This window comes from Spirosoma luteolum (genome assembly GCF_054778875.1).
The window spans coordinates 108,652-134,139 of record NZ_BAAGZE010000003.1; the positions used below are offsets into that span (position 1 = coordinate 108,652).

A 25,488-nucleotide genomic window follows, 5' to 3' on the forward strand; every position below is an offset into this window, starting at 1 on the left:
CGCAATGACTGTTGCCTTCGGCCGTTTGTGGAGTAACCGGTTCGCCATCAGCCAGCCGGTATCTACCTGCTTTATTCAACGATGCACAAACCACTACGTTTTTCGCCTTACCTCGTCTGGCTGTTACCCCTGCTTGTTCTGTCGACACACGTAACGCTTGGTCAGGTCGATGTTACCTATCCGGTGGAGCGGATGATTCTGCAGCGCGACAACAGCAACAAAGCGACGGTGCAGATTGCCGGCAGTTACGCCCAGGTCCTCGACGCCGTGGAAGCGCGGGCCGTAGCCCGTACCGCCGGTCAGGGTACCACCACCAGCTGGACCACCCTGCAGAGCAATCCCACCAACGGACAGTTTTCGGGTATGATGCCCGTACAGGGGGGCTGGTACCGTCTGGAAGTGCGGGGCCTGCGCAACGGCCAGGTCGTTGGCCTCGACTCGGTGGCCCGCTTCGGGGTGGGCGAAGTATTTGCCATCATGGGCCACTCCAATGCGCAGGGCTCCAGCTGTGTCATCAACAATACCGACTACTGCCCCACTATCGATGGTGCCGTCGACGACCGCGTGACGGTGGTCCCCCTCGACCAGAGCACCCCCGAATTCCGGGCTTACGAGCAGACAGCCGACACGCGCTACCTGCCGGGACTGGTATTCAGCCAGCTGGCTACTTTCAGCGGATTGTCGCCCTTTGCGCGGTTTGCCTGGTTCTGGGGCCGCATGGGCGATCAGCTCGTGCAGCGTATCAACGTGCCGGTGCTGATTTACAACGGTGGCTTTGGCGGCACCAACATGGAGCAGAATTACAAGGCGGCCTACGACATTCCGTTCGACCATTTCTTTGTGAACTACAGCATCCGGATGCCCTACGTGAACATGCGGAACATCATGAACCTCTACGTGCCCTCGACGGGCGTGCGGGCGGTGTTGCTCCACCACGGCGAAAACGACCGGGGCAACGCGACCAGCGATATCTATACGCACAATGTGGGCGTGATCGACAAGGTGCGGCAGGAGTTCAACAAGCCCAACCTCGCCTGGATGATCGCCATTTCATCGTATGCCGGTGGCCGTTACCAGAACGTGCGCGATGCCCAGACCCAGGTACTGGCCCGCGCGAATTACAACGTGTATCAGGGCCCCGACCTCGACAACATGACCGACCGCCCCGATGGTATTCACTACTCCCCCTCGGGGCAGATGCAGGTGGCCCAGCTCTGGTCGACGGCCATTACCAATAGCTTTCTGCAGTCGACCCAGCCCTACATGGCCCAGCTGCAGCCCCTGACCAGTATTGCCTGCGATTCGGGCAACACGGTACGGCTGTCGCAGCCCCAGAGCGTGAGCTACACCTGGAATACCGGCAGTACCAGCCAGACCCTGACCGTGGGACCCGGCACGTATTCGGCCCGGCTCCGCAACAGCCAGAACCAGATCAGCTTTCCGCCCGCCGTAACGGTGCCCGCCGAAGTGCGGCCCGCCGACCCGACCATCAGCGTGAAGGGCTCGGCGAGCTTCTGCGTGGTGGGTGGCACCGTGCTGCAGTCGAGCTACGCCGGCACCAACGTCTGGAACACCGGGCCCCAGACCGCCACCCTCACGGTCAACAATTCCGGTGTGTATTCGGTGCAGGCTAAAGGCGCAGCCTACGGGTGCCTCTCGAACCCGATTGCCTATACGGTCAGTGCGGCCGGCTCCGACCTGGCCCTCGCCATGAACAGCAGCCGCCGGTCGCCGGCCGTGGGCGATACGGTCACGTTTACCATGACCATCCGGAACGAGGGAACCTGCCAGGTCAACGGCGTCACGATACAAAACCGGCTCCCCGCCAACGTGAGCGTGGTAACGCTGCCGAGCACCCTCAGCGCCAGCAACAGCATTATTACCGGCACCATCAGTCAGCTTCAGCCGGGGCAGTCGGTGAGCCGGCAGTACGTGGCCCGGCTTCAGACGGCGGGTCAGTACCTCAATGCTGCCGAGATCAGCGCCCAGAGCGGCCCCGACCCCGACAGCCAGCCCAACAGCGGCACCGGCGACGGGCAGGATGATGCCGCCACCACCGATCTCCGCACCCGCACTACCGCCACCGCTCTGTTTGCTTCGCCCAACCCCAACCAGGTACCGCTGCCGGCTGTTCAGTCGAACCAGCCCGCACCAGACCCCAACAAAGCCGACCTTAGCCTGTCGATGCTGGCCGACCGCCGAACCGTACCTGTGGGGGGGGCTATCAGTGTCAGCCTGGTCGTTTCGAACCGTGGTCAGCTACCCGCCACCCAGGTAGCACTGCGCAGCGAACTGCCGGCCGGACTGCAGTTTGTCTCGTCGAATGCGGGCGTGACGGCCGCCGGTACCGTGCTGACCGCCACCATCGGCCAGATTCAGGCCGGGCAGAGCGCGCTGGTAAGCTATATCGTTAAAACCACGGCGGCTGGCTCCTTCAGCCATGCCGCTGAAGTCAGTGCCTCGAACCAGCCCGACCCCGACTCGACCCCCGGCAATGGGGTCACCAACGGCGAAGACGACACGGCCCGTATCGACATCCGATCGACCAGTCTGACCTCGGGCGGGCGGCAGGCGGCCCCCGCCGGCAGCCCGGGTCAGGCCGTGCTGAGCCGGCCCCGTCAGCCCCAGCGTCGGCTCTCCGGCAGTGGCCAGTGAGCCGATTCTTTTTCGAGAAAACGCCCTGCAACAGCACCAAGTAGGGGGGCAACCTGTATATTTGTTCGGGACACCCCTGCTTTTTGCAACGCTTACGATGACGTATTGCTTAGGAATTAAGGTCGCGTCGGGCCTGGTTGCCATCGCCGACACGCGGCTGACGTCGGGCACAGATGTATCGTCGAACCGGAAAATTTCGGTTCACGAAGTTGAAAATCACTCCCTGTTTATCATGACCTCCGGCCTGCGGTCGGTTCGCGATAAGGCCATCACCTACTTCCGCGAAGTAATCGCCGAGCAGGATCGATCCTTTACCAAACTCTACCAGGCTGTCAATGCCTTTGGCGAGCAGGTAAAGCGCGTAGCGCAGGAAGACAAAGCCTCTATTACGGCCAGCGGGCTGAATTTCAACCTCAACGCGATTGTTGGGGGGCAGCTCGAAGACGACAAGGAACATAAGCTGTTTCTGCTTTATCCGGAGGGCAACTGGGTCGAAGTAGACCAGGGTTCGCCTTTCAAGATCATTGGCAACTCGGGCTACGGCAAGCCGCTGCTCTTCCGCAACCTTTCCTACGAGACCAGTTTGCAGGATGCCCTGAAGATCGGGTTTCTGGCCTTCGATGCCACCCGGGTCAGCGCCAACGATGTCGACTATCCGCTCGATGTGGTGATCTACCCCAAAGACAGCTTTCACATGACCGAATACCGGCTCGAGAAAGAGGACATGGATGAGATTTCGCACCAGTGGAGCGCCCTGCTCAGCAATTCGGTACGAAAAGTGCCCACCTACTGGATGGACCCTATTTTCGATAAAGTCCGTTCGGTAAAAGACGTCTGAGCAGACCGGCGGTTTGCTTCGCCGTGGCTGATCTTACCCGCGCAATTTTCTTCGTTATGCACCTGCACGTCCGGCACGAGTCTGAATATACGTACGATCATCCCGTCGCGCTCGGCCCGCAGACGCTGTATCTCTACCCGCGCACCTATCCGTATCAGCGGCTGCTGCGCTACGACCTGCAGATCGACCCCACACCCGCCCGGGTGGTGCGCAATATCGATGTGGAGGGCAACGTGCAGCAGCTCGTTTATTTCGATCATCCCACGCGGCACCTGCGCGTGACGGCCGAAATGGAGTTGGAGTCGAAGGAATTCAACTCGTTCGATTTCGTGCTCTTTCCGTTCGAAACCCAGCAGATACCGTTTCGGTACCCCAAACCCGTCAGCGACCTGCTGCAGCCTTATCTGGAGCGGGTCGGCGTGTCGGAGCGGGTCGAAACGTGGGCACGCCGGCTGGCGGCCGGGGCCAACTGGCAAACGGTAGGCTTTCTGATGGCGCTCAACCGGGCCATCCGGGCCTTTCGTTACGAAGTGCGCGAGGTAGGTGCCCCTTACCCACCCGAACAAACCCTGACGCTCGGCTGTGGCTCCTGCCGCGACTACACCACCCTGTTTATGGCCGCCTGCCGCAGCCTGGGCGTGGCGGCCCGCTTCGTGAGCGGCTACCTGTTTGGCAACCCCCAGCAGGAACACCAGCTTCACGCCTGGGCCGAGGTATACCTGCCCGGGGCAGGCTGGCGGGGCTTCGATCCCACCGAAGGGTCGGTGGTAGTAAACCGCCACATTTTCCTGACCTCGACGGCCAAGCCCGAACTGGCCGCGCCCATCAGTGGCACCTTCCAGGGGCAGGCCAGTTCGACCCTGCGGGCCGAGTTATTCTTCAGGTAAATACGATCCCGATCGGACAGGTTCTTTTTAGGCACAACTCACTGCCGACTGGCAGTACCTGTTATCTTTGTACATAAAAAAATTACTCCTTTTACGCCAGTACTGTGACATTAATTAAGTCTATTTCCGGGATTAGAGGCACAATTGGCGGGCGCAGTGGAAACGGACTGACGCCCCTGGATGTCGTAAAATTTACGGCGGCCTTTGGGCAATGGTTGAAACAGCGTAATCCCGCGTCGTCGTCGGTGGTGATTGGCCGCGATGGGCGGCTGTCGGGCGAGATGGTTGCCAAGCTGGTTGCGGCTACGCTGCAGGGGCTGGGGCTCAACGTTATCGACCTGGGCCTGTCGACCACGCCGACTGTCGAGCTGGCCGTCACGGGCGAACAGGCGTCGGGGGGTATTATTCTGACCGCCAGCCACAATCCCATTCAGTGGAATGCCCTCAAGCTGCTCAACGAAGCCGGTGAGTTTATTTCGGCTCAGGATGGCGCCGAGGTGCTGGCCATTGCCGACGCTGAAGCCATCGACTTTGCCGATGTGCGCAAACTCGGGCAGTACCGCACCGACGATACCTGGCTGAAACGCCATGTCGACCAGATTCTGGCGCTGCCCCTGGTCGACCGTGCGGCTATTGCGGCCCGCAACTTCCGCGTTGTGGTCGATGCCGTCAACTCAACCGGCGGGCTGGCCGTGCCGATGCTGCTCGAGGCCCTGGGTGTCGAGCAGGTTACAAAGCTGCACTGCGAACCCACCGGCCAGTTTGCCCATAACCCCGAGCCGCTGCCCGAAAACCTCCGCGACATTATCAAGGAGATGGAAAAAGGCACCGCCGATCTGGGCATCGTGGTCGACCCCGACGTAGACCGGCTCGCGCTGATCTGCGAAGATGGCTCGCCCTTTGGCGAAGAATACACCCTGGTATCGGTGGCCGACTACGTGCTGCGGCACGGGCAGGTCGGCAACACAGTATCGAACCTGTCGAGTACGGTGGCCCTGCGGGTCATCACCGAAAAAGCCGGCGGGCAGTATTTTGCGTCGGCCGTGGGCGAAGTCAACGTGGTGGAGCTGATGAAACAGCAGCAGGCGGTGATCGGTGGCGAAGGCAACGGCGGCATCATCTACCCCGAACTGCACTACGGCCGCGACGCTCTGGTAGGCATTGCCCTCTTCCTGACCCAGCTGGCCAAGTCGGGCAAATCGGCATCGATGCTGCGCCGGACTTATCCGAACTTCTACATCTCCAAGAACAAGATCGAACTGACGCCCGATATCGACGTCGACGCGCTGCTGGAACGCATCAAGACCCGCTACGCCCGCAACCCGATCAGCACCATCGACGGGGTTAAGATCGAATTCGACAAGGAGTGGGTGCACCTGCGCCGGTCCAACACCGAACCCATTATCCGCATTTATTCCGAATCCGATACGCTGGCCACGGCCGATCATCTGGCCGGCAAAATCATCAGCGACATTCGGGAAGTCATTTCTGAAAACCGGTAATCGGGCTTTCCGAGAATCCGCAAAAAGGCGAGTTGCTATCCGGCGGCTCGCCTTTTTGCTGCACCGGCAGCGGGTGTGTATCGCCCCCTCCTAACCCCTATTCTGTAGAGAAAACTACTCAGTCGTCGCTACCTCTGACTCGCGCTGGCACGCCCCAAAACCAATACAAAACACTGACCATCAGTCAACTATCGAGCAAATGCGTATAGTTGGCACCATTTTTCGACTGTACCAGTCAATCCCAGAATTCAACTTTAAAGACATACGAACATGAGTTTCCTACGTGGTGTATTAACAGGTCTGGCTATCGGTTATCTGACAGCCCCCCGCAGTGGCAAAGAAACCCGTCAAAAACTGAACGAAGGCGTAAGCGACCTGCAAAGTCAGTGGGACGAAGGCGTAGCCGACGTTAAAGCACAGATCAACAGCCTACTTGGTAAGGCAGAAGACAAAGCCGACCAACTGGCCGATAAAGCACAGAACAAAGTAGACGACGTTAAAGCTGACGTGAAATCACAGTATAATCAGCAGAAAGCGAAGTCGACCTACAATAACACCGTCGAAGATGCCGCCGACGCTACCAAAGCCGGTATCAACAAAGCCGAAGACGCGCTGAAGTTCAACTAAGCTGTTTCTTCGCCTTCACTACACTCAACGCTATGAAAAGTGCCACAGCCCAGCCGTTCGCGGTTGGGCTGTGTTTTTTTAGAGTTGTTGCCGTTTAGATTGGCCAGAAAAGGCACGCGCCCGGCCTCCAGAGAGGAGACCGGGCGCGCGGTACATGTCAGTGCGTTGAGTAAATCAGAAAGGGGACTGGCAGTGGCTCGTCGGCACCAGGGCTCACGCTTCGGCACCTTCATCTCGCTATTCGCTACCAGCTTCGATCACAAAAAGTCTAAAACCATGCCAGCCCCTCAGGCAATGAGTTAACGCATTGATTTGTCGACATTTATAGCTAAATAAAGTAAACTATAACGAATCAACAACGCGATTGGCGGGGCGATAATTACCCAATTCTGTTGCGCCTTTACCTGAGTAATTTCCGCACACCATCCGGCTAGCCTGGCGGTTGGTCAACCAATGACAGCTACTGGCGGTTATAGCCTACAGGTCAACCGTTTTACACCATGAGCAGAGCCTTCCTGAAGAACGAAAGTGCCGACGATCCCGTCGTAATTCCGGCGCGGGCGCCCCTGCCACCCGGCGCTACCAACTACGTAACGCCCCGGGGACTGGCGCTGCTGCATACTGAACACGAGGCCCTCGAGGCCGAACGCGCGCAGGCACACGATGAGCCGGACGAAAACGAACGAACCCGCCTGCTCGCCCTGCTCAATGGGCGGCTGGCCAACCTGAATCAGCGCATTGCCAGCGCCCGCCTGATCGACCCGCACGAGCAGCCGCACGACGTGGTCCGGTTTGGTGCTACAGTGCGGGTACGTCGTCAGCGGGGTAAGGCGACCCCAACTGAGCGGCAGTTTACGCTTGTAGGTGTCGACGAGGCCGATGCCGATCACGGCCTGATCGCCTTCACGGCTCCACTGGCCCGCCTGCTGGTAGGCCGGCGTGTAGGCGAAACGGGCGTGTTACGCACCGCGCAGGGCGACGAGCAACTAACCGTACTCGGCATCGATTACCCGGCCTGACCCAGTTTAACGATATCGGGAACCTCGAGCACGGGTTTGGGATAGCCCGATTCGGCCACGCGGATCATGGCCCGCCCCAGTTCGGCCAGCGTCGATACGTAGCGGGGCAGTACCGAACGCAGAATCGGAAACAGCCAGCCCAGGTACCGGTAGTAGGACTTGGTATTGCGCAGGCCCGGCGTAGGGCGCAGGAAGCCCGGCCGGAACATAAACGCCTGTCGGAAAGGCAGTTCACGCAAATCATTTTCAGTTTTTCCCTTCACACGGGCCCAGCGGCTGCTCCCCTGCTCGGTGCTGTCGGTCCCTGCTCCCGATACGTAACAAAAGGTCATGTCGGGGTTCAATGGCACAAGCGTCCGGGCCGTATGCAGCGTCAGGTCGTAGGTCATGCGCGCATACGCATCGGCGCTGACACCCACCGACGATATACCCAGGCAAAAGAAGCAGGCGTTATAGCCCGACAGCTGCGACTCGATGGCCGACAGATCGAAAAAGTCGGCGTGAATCACTTCGGTGAGTTTGGGATGGGACACCCCACCCGGCCGACGGTTGATGACCAGCACCCGCTCGACGGCCGGGTTCAGTAAACATTCGTGCAAAACACCTTCGCCTACCATACCGGTAGCGCCGGTAATAATCGCTCGGATCGCCATGTTGCTGGAGTTTACGGGCCGAACACCGTTTGGCGGGGCTTTGTTCGGTCATTCGGCACAACCTATCCGTACGGCCAGTAACTTGCACTGTTTCTTCATCAGTCGGAACGCCCTGGCGGCCTCCGGCTTACGCAACCCTTTATGCTCAACACTCCTTCCTCTCTCCGCGTACTCGTTGTCGGCTGCGGCAACATGGGGGCGTCGCACGCCCAGGCTTACCATACCCTCGACGGGTTCACGATTTGCGGCCTTGTTTCGACGGGCCTCAGCAAAGTAGTCCTGAACGAACGGCTGGGTGGCGGCTACGCGCTCTACGACGACTACGCCACGGCGCTGGCCGACACCCAGCCCGACGCGGTCTGTATTTCGACCTACCCCGATACCCACGAAGCCTACGCCCTGATGGCGCTGGAGCAGGGTTGTCACGTCTTTATCGAGAAACCCCTGGCCGACACCGTCGAAGGCTCGCGCCGGGTGATGGAAGCCGCCCAGAAAGCCGGTAAGAAGCTGGTGGTGGGCTACATTCTGCGGCATCATCCGTCGTGGGAGAAGTTTGTGGAGGTGGCGCAGGAAATGGGCAAACCGCTGGTGATGCGGATGAACCTCAACCAGCAAAGCCATGGTCAGATGTGGACCGTACACCGCAACCTGATGAAAAGCCTCAGCCCCATTGTCGACTGCGGGGTGCACTACATCGACGTGATGTGCCAGATGACGCGCTCCAAACCGGTGCAGGTCAACGCCATCGGCGCCCGCCTGACCGACGATATCCCGGCCGACAATTACAACTACGGCCAGCTGCAGATCCGGTTTGCCGACGGCTCGGTAGGCTGGTACGAAGCCGGCTGGGGGCCCATGATGAGCGAAACCGCCTTCTTTGTCAAAGACGTGATCGGCCCCAAAGGCTGCGTATCGATCGTGGCTAAAAACGCGGGCGCGGCCGGCAAATCCGATAACGTCGATTCGCATACCAAAACCGAATCGCTGCGGGTTCACTACGCCGACCTCGACGCGACCGATAACTTTACGCGGGCCGATACCTGGATCGATATGCAGGATGAACCCGACCATCAGGAGCTGTGCAACCGCGAGCAGCGGTATTTCCTGCGCGCCATCCACGACGATCTGGATCTGACCGACCACATGCAGGATGCCGTCAACAGTTTGCTGATTGCCTTCGCCTGCGATGAGTCGGTGCGCACCGGCCAGCCCGTTCTGCTTTAAACCACCTAAACCCCAGCCCTGCGTGGGCACCCTATGGCTTCGTTTGCCACTTCCCTGCTGCTATCGGGGCTGATGCTCAGCCTGACAGCCGCTACCCTCTCGGCCCAGCCCGAACCGTTTGTGTATGGCGATGCCCTCCCCGATGCGCCGGCCCTGGCGCCCCGCGGCCCGCAGCGCGTGGGCGTCCGGACACTGACCGTGACGCATACCAGCCAGCCCGACATTCTGCACGCCACGGCGGGCACAGTGCCCACCTACGACCGGCCCCTGACGCTCGAAGTCTGGTATCCGGCCCGGATTCCGGCGGGCAAAGCCGAGCTGACCCAGTATAATGAGGTGATGGGTGCGTCGAACGACCCCAAACGCCCCCTGATTCCGTTTACGTTTGCGGGGCGGGCCCTTCGCGACGCGACACCTGAGCCCGGGGCATCGCCCTATCCGCTGGTCATTCTGTCGCACGGCTACCTCGGTTCGCGGCTCATGTTCAGCTACCTGGCCGAAAACCTGGCGTCCAAGGGCTATGTGGTGGCCTCGATCGACCATTTCGAGTCGACCTATCGTAACGCGGGGGGCTTTGCCAGTACGCTGCTCAACCGGGCGCAGGACGATCTGTTCGTGCTGAACGAACTGGCGCGACTGACCAAAGCCGGAAGCGACTCCTTTCTGGCGGGCCTGGCCGATGCCAACAACACCGCCCTCATCGGGTATTCGATGGGCGGCTACGGGGCGCTCAACGCGGCCGGCGCGGGCTACAGCCCCAAAGCCCAGACTATGTTCGGGCAACTGACGGCCGGCAGCACGGCGCTGCAGATTCGGGGTACGGGCAATGCCGCTTATACGGCGTCGCAGGATCCCCGCATCAGGGCGGTCGTGGCTTTTGCCCCCTGGGGAATGGAACGGGGCGTCTGGGACGCCGACGGACTGGCTGGCCTCACCCGGCCCACCCTGTTCGTGGCGGGTAGCAAAGACGATATTTCGGGCTATGAAAAAGGTATCAAAGCTATTTACGACGGTGCCGTCAACGCCGATCGGTACCTGCTTACCTACGTCAACGCCCGGCACAACGTGGCGCCCAACCCACCCCCGGCCGAAGCCATGAAGCCCGGCCTGCCGCTCGACGAGTACCTGCGCTATGCCGAACCGGCCTGGAACGAACGGCGGATCAACAACATCAACCAGCACTTCGTCACGGCCTTTCTGGGGATGCACCTCAAAAAACTCGACTACGCCACGTATTTCGCTCTGCCCGAGCAGGCCAACGAAGGCAGCTGGACGGGTTTCAAGCCCCGCACCAGCGTCGGGCTCGAACTTCGCCACGCCAAACCCTGACCAGCCGCCCCCCGCTCCGTCTGTTTTCTAACCCTTTTTACGCCAACGTTTATGACACCTTCTTTGCTGAATCCCCGTTTTCTGCTCACCGCGCTGACCATCTCGATCGGCCTGACCACCGCCCAGGCCCAGACCGGCGTGGGTAGTAAACCACCCAAAGGTGCTCAAGTGCTGTTCGACGGGTCGCGGCAATCGCTCGACCAGAACTGGCACTACTGGGCAGGCCCGCGTCTGGCTGGCACAGCCCCCATCAAATGGCAGATCGTGGCCGACCCGGCCGGAAAAGGCACCGTACTCAACAGCAACGATCCAGCTTCGGCGGGGGGCAAATACGGAGCGGCCGACATTGTCACGAACGAAACGTTCCGCGATTTTCGGCTGCACGTTGAGTTTTACGTGAGTAAACCCGGCGGCAACAGTGGCGTGTACCTGCAAAATCGCTACGAGATACAGATCTTCGATGGTGACACGACCGACCATGGTATTGGCGCCGTTATCAACGAAACGCCTTCGCCCTATCGGGCCTACAAAGGCATCGGGCAGTGGAACGCCTACGACATCAATTTCCGGGCAGCCCGCTTCGAAAACGGAACGAAAGTGGCCCCGGCCGAAGTGACGATGTATTTCAACGGCCAGAAGGTGCATACCAACCAGCCCATTCTGCAGGTGTGGGGCGGGCCCAATTCAGGCATCGATGGCGGCAACGACGGTGGCAAAGGCATTACCGACACACCGGGGGGGCTGAAACTGCAGGCCGAAGGACACGATGTGCTGTTCCGCAACATCTGGATCAGAAAGACCGACCTCAAAAACGGACATACGGATTTTTAAGACCGGTTTCGTGTTATACCAACGGGGCCTGCTCGTCGTCATCCATACAGACGATGGACAGGCCCCGTAAACGTTTCCTGTTTCGACGCATGACAACCGAAGACATTTATATCATTCTGACCGACGCCATCAGCTCGGTTATTCCCGACGAGTGGACCATTGCCCGACTCAATGTACAGTTTCTCGACGGTGGGCAGGACATCGAGTTCGACGGCACCTACCTCACGCCCGATGGGGAGCCCGAGATCATGCCGACCGAATTTCCCGACGAAGTGATTGGTGCGGTGCGGGCGCTCTATCTGCTGCACAGCCAGTCGGGAGCGCCGGCCGCCAATCAGCTCCAGTTCGATCTGGCATCGACGGGGCAATTTACGGCTGACTTCAGCTGGGATCAGGAGATGCAGGATGAAGACGAGCATTTCAGCAAAGGCGGCACCGTGAGTGAGTGGATCACCATCCGTAATGCCAAATACGGCGAGCGCGACACGTCGGCCACCGACTGACGAGGCAGGTCTAGAAACGACCCAGCCGGCGCAGGTCGGTCAGGTAAGCCCGGGCCGTTTGGCGAATCAGCTCCGGATCGGCATAATCGGTCTCGATTCCCTGATGCCTGTAGAGCTGCACCTCATCGGTAAACAGATCGTAGGTGCCACACGGCAGCAGCTCCCGGGCTTCGTAGCCCCAGAACAGAAAGTCCAGCGCATCGGTCGGCGTGTCGAACCCGACAGCGCAGGGCTTGTGATACTGTACGAAAACGGCCATGAATCGCATACCGTACATACGCATTTGCCGGCTGGGCGGTTGCGTGGCCCAACACCGAAACAAAAAAAGCCGACCCCAGTAAGGGTCGGCTTTTTCAGGGGCTAAAGTCGGTGTGAACAGGAAGCAGTGAGTTGCTGACAGGGTTGGCCCGGGGGCTCCGTGATTGCCAGCATCAGTACTTCATCATTAATGGTGCGAATAGGCAGAAATCCGCGGCACTGCCTGGTTACCTACCGGCCAGACGGGTAAATCGGTGCCGAAAAACCCGCTCTTTACACGGTCAATAGTTAACCGCACAAAAATAATACAGCCACTGCCGGGCAACTGCCGCGGAGGTTGCAGATCCTGCCACTCAGGTTGCAAAACGGTCCTACAGCCCGTTACGGGCTCTTTTCCGGGCAATAAAGCGATCCGCCTGTTGCAGGCTGTGGCGTGCCAAACCTACCGGCGGGTAAGCCTATCACACCCATCGATCCAGCGGAAGCATCCACGTATTTGCACATAGTATCCTGTTCATATAGTTTAGCTATCCTTTTGCGTACCCAGTACCCGATTTGTCTTCTATGCCACAACTATTACCACTGATTTTTCCGGTTTCGATGCGTTGCCGCGCTGGCTCACGGCTGCGGTGGCAATTCATACTATGGCTGGTCAGTGCTGTTTCGATAACCCGTGCCCAATCTATCAACAACCACTTCGAACACCTGTCGACCCGCAACGGGCTTTCGCATAATTCCGTCAACTGCATCCTGCAGGACCGTGAAGGCTTCATGTGGTTTGCCACCGACGACGGACTCAACAAATACGACGGCTACAGCTTCACCGTACTCCAGCCCAACCCCGACCGGCCGCAGCGCAGTTTCCAGAATAACCGGGTGATCACCATCACCGAAGACCGGCGGGGACGGCTCTGGGCCGTTACCGAGGGCGGGGGTCTGCACGAGGTCGATAAACGAACGGGCGACGTTGACCCCCACCCCATCCGCACGCGTCAGGGCAGCCGCTGGAATCTGCAGTGGGCTGTTTGCGACGATGATGCCGGCGGCCTCTGGCTAAGCACCTATGAGGGCGTGGCGCATTACGACCCCGACCGCCGGCACTTTCGACTCTATCCTTCCCCGATCCGGGATATGCGTATCAAGAACGTGTGTAAAGACCGGCGGGGTACGGTATGGGTGGCCTCGTCGCACGGGCTGTATCAGCTCGACCCGCGCACGGGGCTGTTTCAGCGGTTTGCAGGGCAGCCCCGGCACGTGATTCACGTCGACTTTCTCTACCTCGACAAAGCCGACCAGCTCTGGGTAAGCACCATTGGCGAACGGCTCTACCGGCTCGATCTGCGGCAGCCCAGCCCCTCGCTGACCCCCGTAAGCGCCGACGCGCCGATTGGCCAGTTTCTGTTTCTGAATGCCCTGCACCACGATACGCAGGGAAACCTGTGGGTGGGCAGCACTGAGGGCCTGCACCGGCTCGATCCAACCTACCGGCACCTGGTCACCTACCGACCTGACCCGCAAACGGCCGACGGCCTGAGTAGTGTAGCCGCCCAGGCGGTATACCACGATCGGAACGGCGCCCTGTGGGTGGGTACCAACAACGGTATCGACAAGCAGGATCTGGATACGCGGCCGTTCGACAGTTTCCAGATCAAGCCCGTGGTAGGCACGGTCAACATGACCGAGAATAAAACCAACGTGCTGGCCCGGGATGGCCGGCAGTCGTACTGGGTAACCAACACGCACACGGTTTTTCGGATCGACCCAAACCGGCAGGTAGTGCGGCAGGTACCCTACGACCGGCTGGGTACCACCCCGCAGGCGACCAACTACGTGGTATCGATGTTGCCGGATCAAAAGCGGGGCCTCTGGTTCGGTACGCTCCGGGGCTTGTTTTACCACCCGCTCGACACCGATCGGTACCAGCATTACCCCGCCCGCATACCAGCCGAACTGATAAGTCGCGACCGGCAGGGCCGTATCTGGACCGGGGGCGAAGGGGGACTGGCCGTTTTTTCGCCCACCAGCCAGCGCTATAGCTACATTCAGCTGATCGGGCGCGATGGCCGGCCCGACCCCTCGCTGAAGCTGCTGCGCAGTCTGCTGGTGAGTCGGCATAGCAACCAGGTCTGGCTGGCTATCAATGGCAAAGGCATTAGTCGATTCGATCCGGTTTCGGGGCGGTTCACGACGTATCTGGTACGACCCCGCCACCAGACCGATACAGGTGTCAACGATGTGCTGACGCTTTACGAAGATGCCAGCGGCCGAATCTGGGCGGGCACCAACCAGGCCGGGCTCACCTGTTTCGACCCCAAAAAGGGCCGTTTTAGGCTTTTTACCGTGGCCGATGGTCTGCCGAGCAACCGCATTGCCGCCATCAGCAGCGACGAGGCCGGCCATCTCTGGCTCGGCACCGACAAGGGGTTATGCCGATTCAACCCCGCCACCCACGAGCTGCGCACCTATACCACCAACGACGGCCTGCCGAGCAACGAGTTTCTGGCCCACGCCGTGTACCGGCAACCCAACCAGCTGCTGTTTGGTACGCTCAACGGGTTTATCAGTTTCGACCCTGGCCGCCTGCGCAATGATCGTCAGTCGTTTCCGGTTTACCTGACCCGTTTTATGGTGCAGAACGAGCACCAGCCGCTCACCGACAGCGCCTTTACCCTGCGGCACGACCAGAACGCCGTTTCGTTCGAGTTTGCCGCCCTCAACTACCGGCTTCCCGAGCGTAACCGCTATGCCTATCAGCTGGTCGGCGTCGATCCGGGCTGGGTGTCGAGCGGCACCCGCCATTTTGCCAACTACACCAACCTGCCCCCCGGCACCTACACGTTCCGGCTCCGGGCCGCCAACAGCGACGGCGTCTGGACGGCTCCGCATACGGCCCTGCACCTCCAGATTCAGCCGCCCTGGTGGGCAACGTGGTGGGCCTACAGCTTGTATGCCCTGGTGTTGGCCGGACTGATTTACGCGTATCTGCGCTTCTACACCAGCCGTATCCGGCAACAGCAGGAACTGGCGTTCAGCGTGCAGCAGGCCGAGGAAATGCGGAAGCTGGAAGAACTGAAAAGCCGCTTTTTTACCAACATCACCCACGAGTTCAGAACCCCGCTCACCCTGATTCTGTCGCCCGTCGACGCGCTGCAGCAGGAGCTGCGCGACACGCCCTATGCCCCCCGGCTGGCCAGTGTAGGGCGCAACGCCCGGCAGCTGCTGGGACTCATCAATCAGCTGATGGACCTGTCGAAGATCGATACCCAGTCGATGCGGGTCAGCGAAGCGCGGGGCGACCTGACCGATTTTGTGCAGCAACTGATCGATCTTTTCCGACCCACTACCGATAAGAACGGCCCGCAGCTTACGTTCAGCAGCACACTCACCGGCGATTACCTGTTCGACAACGACAAGCTCGAACGCATCGTCAACAACCTCATTACCAATGCAATTAAATTTACGCCAGCCGACGGTCGGGTAACAGTCTCGCTCACGCAGCAAACCGACGGAGCGGTGGTGCTGACCGTAGCCGACACGGGTGTAGGGATTCAGCCCGAGCAGCTGGCGCATATTTTCGAACGGTTCTACCAGGGCGACAGCTCGTCGACCCGGCAGTGGGGCGGTACCGGCGTGGGCCTGGCGCTGGTGAAAGAACTCGTTACGCTGCAGCAGGGCACCATCGACGTAACAAGTCGGCCGGGGCAGGGCACCACTGTGCGCGTGGTACTCCCCTACCGCCCGGCCGCTCCGGAAACCGAAACCGCTCTGATAGCAACCGCCCCCCCGACCAACCCAGCCGTGACGCAGGAGACGGCCGCGCCGGGCGAGCGTTTATCGATCCTGCTGGTCGAAGACAACGATGAGCTGGCCCGGTTTATCGCCGACAGTCTGCCGGAGACCTACCAGATTCGGCGGGCGGTCGACGGGGTCGATGGCCTGGCGCGGGCACAGGAAAGCCTGCCCGATCTGATTATCAGCGATGTGCTGATGCCACGCATGAACGGCTATGCGCTGGTCGAAGCGCTCAAAACAGGCGACACTACCAGCCATATCCCCGTCATGCTGCTGACGGCCAAAGCCTCACTCGACAGCCGGCTCGAAGGCCTCTCGCTCGGCGCCGACGATTACCTCACCAAGCCCTTCAACGTGCGGGAACTGCAGCTACGGGTACATAACCTGCTCGAGAGCCGTCGGCAGCTACAGCAGCGGCTCCAGGCCGAACTGATCCGGGTTGGTCCCGAGCCCACCGATACGCCCCCCACCAACGCTTTCCTGATTAAATTTTACAAGCAGCTCGACAGCCACCTCTCCGACGCCGATTATAGTGTTGAACAGCTGGCGAACGATCTGGCCATGAACCGGTCTACGCTGCACCGCCGAATTAAATCGCTCCTGAATATGCCGGCTACCGATGTGATTCGGAACTACCGGCTGAAACGGGCGGCCGAACTGCTCCGGCAGGGCCATCCGAGTGCCGAAGCCGCCTATCAGGTAGGGCTCAACAACCTGTCTTATTTTGCCCAGACGTTTAAGGAAGTGTACGGACAATCACCCTCAGTCTACGGGGCCAGTGCCCAGCAGGGCAACACCTAGCGCGCTGCCTCGATTTTATATTTCTTTCCCTTCATTTTCTCAGGCCGCAAAGCCGCCAGCAGGGCCTCGACCCGCTCCGTTCGAACGGCGACATAGGAGCTGCTGTCTTTTACCTCGATCAGCCCCAGGTCGGCCTTGTCGAGACCGCCCTTCTGGCAGAAAAACCCAACAATGTCCCCTTTGCTCAGTTTGTTCTTGCGCCCTCCGCTCACGTAGATCGTCTGGAACGCGGGCGGCAGCGGCAGGCCAGCGGGCGTGGGTACGGCCACCTCGGCTAGGTTATCGGGCAGGAAATCGGGGCGAGGTTCATCGGCGTGGAGCAGCACGTAGGCCGTTCCCGACGCGTGCATCCGGGCCGTGCGGCCGTTACGGTGCGTAAACTCATGCGCCTGTAGGGGCAGGTGGTAATGAATTACGTACTTCATATCGGGAATATCGAGCCCCCGGGCCGCCAGATCGGTTGTCACCAGGTAACGAACACTGCCGTTGCGAAACTGGATGAGCGCCCGCTCGCGCTGATCCTGCTCCAGCCCGCCGTGGTACACCCGGTTCGGAATGCCCCGATCGGCCAGCAGCTGTCCGGTGCGCTCGGCTGCGTCGCGGTGGTTGCAGAAAATGAGGGCCGGCTCGGATTCGAGCGAGCACAGCAGGGCAAACAGCGTATCGATTTTATCTTTGTCGGGCGAGTACACCACGGCCATCGTCAGGTCGGGGCGCGTTTCTTCGTCGGGGGCAAACAGCAGTTTCTGCGGGTGTCGCAGCCCCACGAAGTCTGGAATCCGGATGCCCGACGTGGCCGATACCAGCACGCGCTGGCGCAGCCCCGTCAGCCGCTCGACGATAAACGCCATCTCGTCGTGAAAGCCCAGCGTCAGCGACTTGTCGAACTCATCGAGCACCAGTGTCTGTACACCGTCGAGAGCCACGCTCCGGCGTGTGATGTGGTCGCAGATACGGCCCGGCGTGCCAATAAGCAGGGCGGGCGGGTTGGTCAGGCTGTTCTGCTCCGTTTCGACCGAATGGCCACCGTAGCAAACCGTTACCTTGAAACCAGTCGCCATTTTTTTCCAGACCTGTTCGATCTGCAGGGCCAGTTCGCGCGAGGGGCTCAGCACAAGCGCCTGTACGGTGTTTACGCCGGGGCGCAGCAGCGCCACCAGCGGCAGCAGAAACGCCAGGGTTTTGCCCGAGCCCGTGGGCGATACCAGCACGGTATCGGTATCGGCCGTGATGGCCGCCAGCGCAGCCGCCTGCATGGGGTTCAACTGATCGATGCCCAGGCTCGCCAGGATCGTCGGGTGTCGGGGGTCGGTTGTCATACCGCAAAGGTACGGCTATTCCGGGGGCTTCTGGTTGACGCGCCGGGCCATCGCACCGATCCAGGACCGGTTTGTTCCCGCCAACAGGCACGCTGGCGGCACCAGACCAGCTGACAATCAGCGCTTTCTCCGGCAGTTCGGGAACAGGATCGCGTTTCGCCACCGTTTCGCCGTACCTTTGTGGCCGATAAGACACGTACTGCTATGACGTTTGCCGACCTGAATCTCAACAAACCCCTCCTCAACGCCCTCGACGATCTGGGGTATTCCACCCCCACACCCATTCAGGAGCAGGTGTTTTCGGTGGTGATGTCGGGGCGGGATGTGTGCGGCATCGCCCAGACGGGTACCGGCAAAACCATTGCGTACCTGCTGCCCTGTCTGCGGCAGTACCAGTTTTCGAAAGAACGGATTCCGCAGCTGCTGATTCTGGTGCCTACCCGCGAACTGGTGGTGCAGGTAGTCGACACCATCAAGCAACTGAGTGCTTACATGAACCTGGTGGTGCTGGGGGTGTATGGGGGTGTGAACCTGAAGCCGCAGCAGGCCGAGGTTATGAAAGGCGTCGATGTGCTGGTTGGTACGCCCGGCCGGCTGGTTGATCTGCTGGCCACCAAAACGCTGAAAACCAAAGCCATCAAGCGGCTGGTGATCGACGAAGTCGACGAAATGCTGACGCTGGGGTTCCGCACCCAGCTTAAACTCGTGCTCGATCTGCTGCCCCCGCGCCGGCAGAACCTGCTGTTTTCGGCCACGCTCACGGGCGAGGTCAGCGAACTGATCGACACGTATTTTGCCAACCCCGTTCGGGTCGAAGCGGCCCCCGCCGGCACGCCACTCGCCAGCATTGCGCAGCTTGCCTACGAGGTTCCCAATTTCTACACGAAGGTCAACCTGCTCGATCTGCTGCTCAGCCGCGATGCCGGCATGAACAAGGTGCTGGTATTTGTAGCCAACAAACGCCTGGCCGATGACCTGTACGAGCAGCTGTCGCCCCGCTTTCCCGACCAGATCGGCATCATTCACGCCAACAAGGCCCAGAACCAGCGGTTCAACGCCGTCGAGAAATTTAAATCGGGTGAGCACCGGGTGCTGATAGCCACCGACCTGCTGGCCCGCGGGATCGATGTGGCCCACGTATCGCACGTGGTCAACTTCGATATGCCCGAGGAGCCCGAAAGCTACATCCACCGCATCGGCCGGACGGGCCGCGCCGACCAGACCGGCACGGCCATTGCTCTGGTGGCGCCCAAAGATGCCGAGCCGCTCAGCGCGGTCGAGGCCCTGATGCAATACCCGGTGCCCGTAGTGCCCCTGCCCGACAACCTCGTGATTACCGACGAGCTGACGGAGGATGAAAAGCCGAAGGTGCACATGAAAATTATCGAGGTAAAAGCGCCCCCGCGCGAAGCCGTTGGCCCGGCTTTCCACGAGAAGCTGCCCAAAAACCAGAAAGTAAACGTGCGCCGGGACCACGCAGCTGAAAAAATGCTCAAGTACGGCCGCCCCATCAGGCGCAGCGGTAAAAACAGTGGTAAAAAATAAGTCAGCTGATTCGTGGGCCGGTTCACAGCCGACTTGCGAAACAGGGTGTTAATCTCTCCTTTCGATGTCGTTTTCCAGTCTTGGCCTGTCGGCCCCACTGCTCCAGGCCATTGCCGGGCAGCACTACGCCCGCCCGTATCCCATTCAAGAGCAGGCCATTCCGGCCATTCTGGCGGGCCACGATGTGCTGGGCATTGCCAAAACCGGCTCCGGCAAAACGGCGGGCTTCGTACTGCCCATTCTGCAGCGGCTCCAGACTACCCAGCCCAACCGGTCGCGGGCCATCAGCACCCTCGTGCTGGTTCCTACGCGCGAGCTGGCGGGTCAGATCGCCGATGTGTTTCAGGCCTTCGCGGCCGACTTGCCCCGGCGCGTCAAAACGGTAGCCGTGTACGGGGGCGTATCGATCAACCCGCAGATGATGGCCCTGCAGGGGGCCGATGTAGTCGTGGCCACGCCCGGCCGTCTGCTCGATCTGCTGGCCGAAAATGCACTCTCGCTCTCCGCCGTCAGCACGCTTGTGCTCGACGAAGCCGACAAGATGCTTGAACTGGGATTTGCCGACGAAATGAACGAGCTGTTCGACCGGCTCCCAGCGCGCCGGCAAACGCTGCTGTTTTCGGCTACCCTGGGCGACGCCATCCAGGCGATGGATCAGCAGCTGCTCCGCAAACCGGTCAAGATCGAGGTAACCGACGACGTAGCCTCGCTCGATCTGATTCAGCAGATTGCCTACCGCACCAGTGCCGAACGAAAGGGGCCACTGCTGCGCTACCTCATCAAGGAAGGCGCCATGCGGCAGGTGCTGGTCTTTGTGTCATCGACCCGCACCGCCGACAACGTCGTGGTGAAGCTGAACAAAAACGGTATTCAGGCGGCCGCCATCCACAGCCAGAAGGGGCAGCAGGCCCGCAACGAGGTGCTGGCCCGATTCAAGGCCGGGCGGCTGCCCGTGCTGGTATCGACCGATTTGCTGGCCCGCGGGATCGACATTCAGTTTCTGCCCCACGTCATCAACTTCGAACTGCCGCGCTCGCCCAAAGACTACGTCCACCGCATCGGCCGGACGGGCCGCGCCGAGTCGCCGGGCGAAGCTATTTCGCTTATCACCCCCGACGACGAGCACCACTTCAAGATCATCCAGAAGAAAATGGGCCGGCGCGTCGAAATCCTCGACACCGACGAATTCAACCTGCAGGGCGTTTAGCCACTCACGGCACTGCCACCGGATCAGGTCCCTACCGGCGCGAACAGCGCCGACAGCATCCGCGTAAACTCCGCCTGAAACGGGGCCTCGATCGTTACCGGCGCATCGGCTCCGGGCGGCTGAAACCGAATCGACCAGGCGTGTAGCAACATGGTGTTCATGCCGAAATGCGCCAGAAACAGCTTGTTCTGTTTGTTGCACCCGTGCGGCCGGTCGCCAATGATGGGGTGCAGAATGTGGGCCATGTGCTTGCGCAGCTGGTGCATCCGGCCCGTGGTGGGGCGCAGCTCGACCAGCGAATAGCGGGAGGTGGCGTGTTTGCCAAACGGAATAGGCACTTCGGTGCGCTGCCGGGTGATCAGCACCGTGCGGGCGTCCTGCAGCAGCCCATCGTCGCGCCGGAGGGGGTAGTCGATTACCTGTTCGTCGTCGGTATAGCCGCGCACGATGGCCAGGTAGGTTTTATCGACCAGCCCATCCATAAACTGCTGCTGCATGGCGGCATTCTGGCTCTCGTTGAGAGCAAAGAGCAGTACGCCCCCCGTTTTGCGGTCGAGCCGGTGCACCGGATACACGCGCTGCCCGAGCTGATCGCGCAGGAGCTGAACGGCAAATTCACTCGCATCGCTGGCGATGGGCGACCGATGTACCAGCAGGCCATGGGGTTTGTTGATGGCAACCAGTGTATCGGTCTGGTACAGTATGGGTAGCAACGGGCGCGGTGGCCCGTCGCCCGTTTCGTCAATCGAATCAGTCACGCGGAAAAGCAGGGTTGGTTTTGATCTCTTCGATCTGCTTGCGGTGGCGTTCGCCATGCGCGCTGATAAGCAGCATGGCCTGGTAGCCATCCAGCGTACCGAAGGCGATATGCGGAAAAAAGTGGGTGCGCAGGTCGCCCGCCTGGGTCGACAACCAGTCTGTCACGGCGCTGCGGCCCTCGTCGAACGCAGCCAGCGTGGCGTCGGTATCGCCGTAGCGGCCCGTTGGCACGAAGGGCGCGGGCGAAGCCAGCGTTACACCCCGGCTCCGCACCGCCCGCACCATGTCGACATCCGACACCTTGATTTCGGCCCGGCGGGCTGCGTCGGCGGGTTCGTCCATGCTGCGCTGCATATACTTGAAGATACCGCGCTCCACCAGCACGATGTGCTCGACACACTCGGCAATCGACCAGCGGCCGGGCTCGGTTTTAAACGTTAGCTGCGCCGGGCTCAAACCGGCCACGGCTTCGTGGAGCAGCCCCTGCGTGGTCTGGAGGGCGTTTAGGGCGTAGGTCCGTTCGGTTTCGGTGACGGGCCCCGTTACGGGGGTGTTGGGTAAAGGTTCCATGGGGTGCTGCAATCAGTCGGTTAAGGTCATCATCACGCTGCCGGGTAGCGGTCAAAAGTAGGGCCACAAACCATCAGGCAATGGGCCCCCGTTGTACATTTGTGAACCGGGCATTTCGTCCGGCCTGTTACGTCTATTCCGGCAATGAACGAACAAAGTAAAACTTTCCTGTATCAATACCTGAACAATGCCTCCCCAACGGGTTTCGAATCGTCGGGGCAGCAGATCTGGCTTGATTACCTGAAGCCCTACACCGACGAGTATATCGTGGACACCTACGGCACGGCCGTTGGCGTCATCAACCCGGGGCAGCCCTACAAAGTGGTGATTGAAGCCCACTCCGACGAGATTTCGTGGTTTGTTAATTACATCTCCGACGATGGCTACCTGTTTGTCCGGCGCAATGGCGGCTCCGATGCCCTCATCGCGCCCTCCATGCGGGTCAACCTGCACACGAAGCAGGGTATTGTCGAAGGCGTTTTCGGCTGGCCCGCCATCCACGTCCGCGACCTGAGCAAAGATACCGCCCCCAAAGTAACCGATCTGTTTATCGACGTGGGGGCCGCCAATAAAGAGGAAGTGCTGGCCATGGGCATCCACGTCGGCACGGTTTGCACCTTCTCCGACGGGCTGATGGAACTGAACAACCGCTTCTACGTGGGCCGGGCGCTCGACAACCGGATGGGTGGCTTCATGATCGCCGAAGTGGCGCGCCTGCTCAAGGAGAACAACATTACGCTGCCCTACACGCTCTACGTGGTCAACGCCGTGCAGGAAGAAATTGGCCTGCGCGGTGCCGAGATGATTGCCCGGCGGCTCAAGCCCGACCTCGCCATCTGCACCGACGTGACCCACGACACCCAATCGCCCAAGTACGACAAGAAAGAACAGGGTGATTTGAAGTGTGGCGACGGGCCTGTGCTGTGTTATGGTCCTGCCGTGCAGAACAACGTGCTCGATTTTCTGATCAACGTGGCGACGGAGAAAGACATTGCGTTTCAGCGGCAGGCCGTCAGCCGGTCGACCGGTACGGATACCGACGCGTTTGCCTATGCAACCGAAGGCATTGCCTCAGCGCTGATTTCGCTGCCGCTTAAATACATGCATACTACCGTCGAAACGGTACACATGGATGACGTGCAGAATGTAATCAAGCTTATGTACGAAACGCTGCTGGCCCTCAAAGGCAACGAAGATTTCCGGTATATCAAGTAAGTCAGGCGCTTACGGGTTGCGAGCCCGCTGTTGGCGTGGCCGTTTCGACACGGACGCGCCAACAGCGGGCTCGTTGTCATGTACCGGCTGCAGCGCTCGCTTTCGCTCTTTCACTCTTTAATACGCTTCGTACCAATACGTCGTCACGTCGTCGATGTAGGCGCCTGCTTTGACCCGACGTACCAGCAGTCCGCGGCTGTCGTGGAAAAGCGTGACGCCGGAAGCGATAATGTTATTGCGGTTGAACGAGGTGATGCCCGGATAAACCGCCCAGAAGCCCCCAAACACATTGGGATTTTTATCGAACGTTACGGTACTCTGCGTGATAACGGGCGTGTTGCGCTGCGACGTCGTACTGACTGTACTGATCCCCACGGCGTTACCATCGGCAAAGGTGTAGGTATACATATCGCGGGCAAACAGCGGCCCCGGCCCGGTAATGGTCAGCGTGGCGGGTTCACGACCCTCGCCGTAGATATACTCGTACCGCTGGGTCGGCTTTAGCTGACTGAAATCGCCCATCGCGCGCGACTCCGTAATGATCGTCAGCCGATCCCGATCGTCGTACTGGTATGTTCGACGAATACCTACCACCAGGCCATCGCTATCGTAGTAGGGCCTGGTCAACTGCTTGTCGACCGTGGCCAGGTGGGCAGGCTTGGCGGGATCATAGGTAATGGTAGCCTGCGCCGTTATAGGGCCGGCAGCAGCCGTATCGGGATACTCGACCACCCGCGCCAGCCGTCCCTGCTGATCATACTGATAGGTCAGCGTTACACGCTGATCGAAATTCAGTTGCGAGGCCCGAACTACCCGAAAGCGCTGCGCCCCCGGATCGGCCGACCCGCAACCCGCCACCGTCAGCAGCAGCGCCACCCAGCTAACCCAGTTAAACCTTCCGTGTTCCATCGATCAATACTGCCTGAATCTAGCCGAAACTACGAAAAAATTGCCTCTTTCCGGGATAAATCAGAAACGTAGCACACCGCCACTGGCGTCGACGAGCAGGTCGACCTTTTGGCCGATGGGCAGTGGCAGGTTTTCGTCGTCGTGACCGGCGGGTAGCCCCATCAGCACCGGAAACCGGTAGTTGGCTACTACCTCGGCTATGATTCCATAGGCATCGGTGCCGAACGGCAGGGAGGGATTTGACCGCATATCAGAAAACTGCCCCACTACCAGCCCGGCCAGTACGGCCAGTCGGCCCGACCGATGCAGCTGCCGCATCATCCGGTCGAGCGAAAACAGCGTTTCGTCGATATCTTCCAGAAACAGCACCGCCCCCTCGTAGGGCAGGTCGGTGGGCGTGTCGATCGAGTTGATGAGCATGGTCAGGTTGCCCCCCAGCAGCGGTCCGGATGCCTGCCCCGCCCGGTTGAGGGCGTGGGGCGAGGTTGCGTAGTGCGCGGGGGCCTCGCCAAAGAGCCATTGCCGCAGCAGCGCCAGCGAACCCGCCCGTTCGGGCCGGCCAAACTGGCCCGGCATGATGCCGTGCAGGCTGGGCAAACCATGGCGATACAGCAAACTGAGCAGCACCGTTACATCGCTGAAGCCAACCAGCCATTTGGGGTTGGCCCGCAGGCCCGTCAGGTCGAGGTCGTCGGCAATGCGGTAGCAGCCGTAGCCACCCCGCGACGCAAACACGGCCTTCACCGACGGATCGTCGAAGAACCGCTGGAGATCGGCCCGGCGCAGGGCGTCGGAGCCGGCAAATGGGCCATCGGCCGCGCGCAGGCTATCGCCTTCGAGTACCGTCAGCTGCCAGTCGTCGCGCAGCACACGCAAACCAGCCTCAAGGGCTTCGTAGGGCAGGCGGCTGGCGGGCGACACCACCGCTACCGTATCGCCCGGTTTCAGAAAAGGAGGAATAAGCAAGCTAAATTGGGTTTGTAGAGAGTCCACTCCGGGCCTCCCGGGTTCCGGACATTTGTTTTGGCCGGCATCACTGAACGGA

General features: G+C 60.4%; 21 protein-coding genes. 14 read left to right on the forward strand and 7 right to left on the reverse strand.

Annotated elements, in window-relative coordinates:
• Positions 1 to 81: 81 nt before the first annotated feature.
• The 6 genes from ACYVAC_RS03245 to ACYVAC_RS03270 all read left to right on the forward strand — a co-directional run bounded on the left by ACYVAC_RS03245 (position 82) and on the right by ACYVAC_RS03270 (position 7,528).
• Entirely contained in the window at positions 82 to 2,655 is a 2,574-nt protein-coding gene (locus ACYVAC_RS03245; protein ID WP_461096132.1) for a DUF11 domain-containing protein, read from the forward strand.
• A 97-nt stretch (positions 2,656 to 2,752) separates the two neighbouring features.
• Entirely contained in the window at positions 2,753 to 3,493 is a 741-nt protein-coding gene (locus ACYVAC_RS03250; RefSeq protein WP_461096133.1) for a peptidase, read from the forward strand.
• 56 nt (positions 3,494 to 3,549) lie between these two features.
• Complete coding sequence (locus tag ACYVAC_RS03255; RefSeq protein ID WP_461096134.1) at positions 3,550 to 4,380, forward strand: transglutaminase family protein; 831 nt, start codon at positions 3,550 to 3,552, stop codon at positions 4,378 to 4,380.
• Between the two features lie 104 nt (positions 4,381 to 4,484).
• A complete protein-coding gene (glmM, locus tag ACYVAC_RS03260; RefSeq protein ID WP_461096135.1) occupies positions 4,485 to 5,882 on the forward strand; it encodes a phosphoglucosamine mutase in 1,398 nt (465 codons plus the stop codon).
• Positions 5,883 to 6,152: 270 nt separating this feature from the next.
• Entirely contained in the window at positions 6,153 to 6,509 is a 357-nt protein-coding gene (locus ACYVAC_RS03265; protein ID WP_461096136.1) for a YtxH domain-containing protein, read from the forward strand.
• Positions 6,510 to 7,009: 500 nt separating this feature from the next.
• Positions 7,010 to 7,528 (forward strand): GreA/GreB family elongation factor, encoded by a 519-nt coding sequence (locus ACYVAC_RS03270; RefSeq protein ID WP_461096137.1) that lies wholly within the window; start codon positions 7,010 to 7,012, stop codon positions 7,526 to 7,528.
• Here the strand turns inward: ACYVAC_RS03270 and ACYVAC_RS03275 are convergent.
• Positions 7,516 to 8,181: an NAD-dependent epimerase/dehydratase family protein gene (locus ACYVAC_RS03275; protein ID WP_461096138.1), complete on the reverse strand. Its 666-nt coding sequence runs from the start codon at positions 8,179 to 8,181 to the stop codon at positions 7,516 to 7,518. The genes ACYVAC_RS03270 and ACYVAC_RS03275 overlap by 13 nt on opposite strands.
• A gap of 141 nt (positions 8,182 to 8,322) precedes the next feature.
• On the opposite strand from ACYVAC_RS03275, the gene ACYVAC_RS03280 reads away from it, so the two are divergent.
• From ACYVAC_RS03280 to ACYVAC_RS03295, 4 genes are all read left to right on the forward strand, one after another.
• Positions 8,323 to 9,405 (forward strand): Gfo/Idh/MocA family protein, encoded by a 1,083-nt coding sequence (locus tag ACYVAC_RS03280; protein ID WP_461096139.1) that lies wholly within the window; start codon positions 8,323 to 8,325, stop codon positions 9,403 to 9,405.
• A gap of 33 nt (positions 9,406 to 9,438) precedes the next feature.
• Positions 9,439 to 10,734 carry an alpha/beta hydrolase family protein gene (locus tag ACYVAC_RS03285; RefSeq protein WP_461096140.1) on the forward strand — a complete coding sequence of 432 codons (1,296 nt, stop codon included), beginning with the start codon at positions 9,439 to 9,441 and terminating at the stop codon, positions 10,732 to 10,734.
• Between the two features lie 51 nt (positions 10,735 to 10,785).
• Positions 10,786 to 11,565 carry a 3-keto-disaccharide hydrolase gene (locus tag ACYVAC_RS03290; RefSeq protein WP_461096141.1) on the forward strand — a complete coding sequence of 260 codons (780 nt, stop codon included), beginning with the start codon at positions 10,786 to 10,788 and terminating at the stop codon, positions 11,563 to 11,565.
• Positions 11,566 to 11,654: 89 nt separating this feature from the next.
• A complete protein-coding gene (locus tag ACYVAC_RS03295; RefSeq protein WP_461096142.1) occupies positions 11,655 to 12,068 on the forward strand; it encodes a hypothetical protein in 414 nt (137 codons plus the stop codon).
• A 10-nt stretch (positions 12,069 to 12,078) separates the two neighbouring features.
• Here the strand turns inward: ACYVAC_RS03295 and ACYVAC_RS03300 are convergent, their stop codons facing one another.
• Positions 12,079 to 12,327, reverse strand: a complete 249-nt coding sequence (locus tag ACYVAC_RS03300; RefSeq protein WP_461096143.1) for a hypothetical protein — start codon at positions 12,325 to 12,327, stop codon at positions 12,079 to 12,081.
• Between the two features lie 563 nt (positions 12,328 to 12,890).
• Between ACYVAC_RS03300 and ACYVAC_RS03305 the strand changes: the two genes are divergently transcribed.
• The gene (locus ACYVAC_RS03305; RefSeq protein ID WP_461096144.1) at positions 12,891 to 16,919 is read left to right on the forward strand and encodes a two-component regulator propeller domain-containing protein; all 4,029 of its coding nucleotides are present in this window, start codon (positions 12,891 to 12,893) and stop codon (positions 16,917 to 16,919) included.
• On the opposite strand, the gene ACYVAC_RS03310 is transcribed toward ACYVAC_RS03305, so the two are convergent.
• Complete coding sequence (locus tag ACYVAC_RS03310; protein ID WP_461096145.1) at positions 16,916 to 18,238, reverse strand: DEAD/DEAH box helicase; 1,323 nt, start codon at positions 18,236 to 18,238, stop codon at positions 16,916 to 16,918. The genes ACYVAC_RS03305 and ACYVAC_RS03310 overlap by 4 nt on opposite strands.
• 204 nt (positions 18,239 to 18,442) lie before the next feature.
• Between ACYVAC_RS03310 and ACYVAC_RS03315 the strand changes: the two genes are divergently transcribed.
• Complete coding sequence (locus ACYVAC_RS03315; protein WP_461096147.1) at positions 18,443 to 19,783, forward strand: DEAD/DEAH box helicase; 1,341 nt, start codon at positions 18,443 to 18,445, stop codon at positions 19,781 to 19,783.
• Positions 19,784 to 19,847: 64 nt separating this feature from the next.
• Positions 19,848 to 20,990: a DEAD/DEAH box helicase gene (locus tag ACYVAC_RS03320; RefSeq protein WP_461096148.1), complete on the forward strand. Its 1,143-nt coding sequence runs from the start codon at positions 19,848 to 19,850 to the stop codon at positions 20,988 to 20,990.
• Between the two features lie 23 nt (positions 20,991 to 21,013).
• Here the strand turns inward: ACYVAC_RS03320 and ACYVAC_RS03325 are convergent, their stop codons facing one another.
• Both ACYVAC_RS03325 and ACYVAC_RS03330 read right to left on the reverse strand, forming a co-directional pair.
• A complete protein-coding gene (locus ACYVAC_RS03325) occupies positions 21,014 to 21,748 on the reverse strand; it encodes a pseudouridine synthase (protein ID WP_461096149.1) in 735 nt (244 codons plus the stop codon).
• Complete coding sequence (locus tag ACYVAC_RS03330; RefSeq protein ID WP_461096150.1) at positions 21,741 to 22,319, reverse strand: DinB family protein; 579 nt, start codon at positions 22,317 to 22,319, stop codon at positions 21,741 to 21,743. Before ACYVAC_RS03330 ends, ACYVAC_RS03325 begins: the two co-directional genes overlap by 8 nt.
• A gap of 144 nt (positions 22,320 to 22,463) precedes the next feature.
• On the opposite strand from ACYVAC_RS03330, the gene ACYVAC_RS03335 reads away from it, so the two are divergent.
• The gene (locus ACYVAC_RS03335) at positions 22,464 to 23,534 is read left to right on the forward strand and encodes a M42 family metallopeptidase (protein ID WP_461096151.1); all 1,071 of its coding nucleotides are present in this window, start codon (positions 22,464 to 22,466) and stop codon (positions 23,532 to 23,534) included.
• Between the two features lie 117 nt (positions 23,535 to 23,651).
• Here the strand turns inward: ACYVAC_RS03335 and ACYVAC_RS03340 are convergent, their stop codons facing one another.
• Together ACYVAC_RS03340 and ACYVAC_RS03345 are read right to left on the reverse strand one after the other, a co-directional pair.
• Positions 23,652 to 24,443, reverse strand: a complete 792-nt coding sequence (locus tag ACYVAC_RS03340) for a hypothetical protein (RefSeq protein WP_461096152.1) — start codon at positions 24,441 to 24,443, stop codon at positions 23,652 to 23,654.
• A 60-nt stretch (positions 24,444 to 24,503) separates the two neighbouring features.
• The gene (locus tag ACYVAC_RS03345) at positions 24,504 to 25,409 is read right to left on the reverse strand and encodes a S66 peptidase family protein (protein WP_461096153.1); all 906 of its coding nucleotides are present in this window, start codon (positions 25,407 to 25,409) and stop codon (positions 24,504 to 24,506) included.
• Positions 25,410 to 25,488 lie beyond the last annotated feature (79 nt).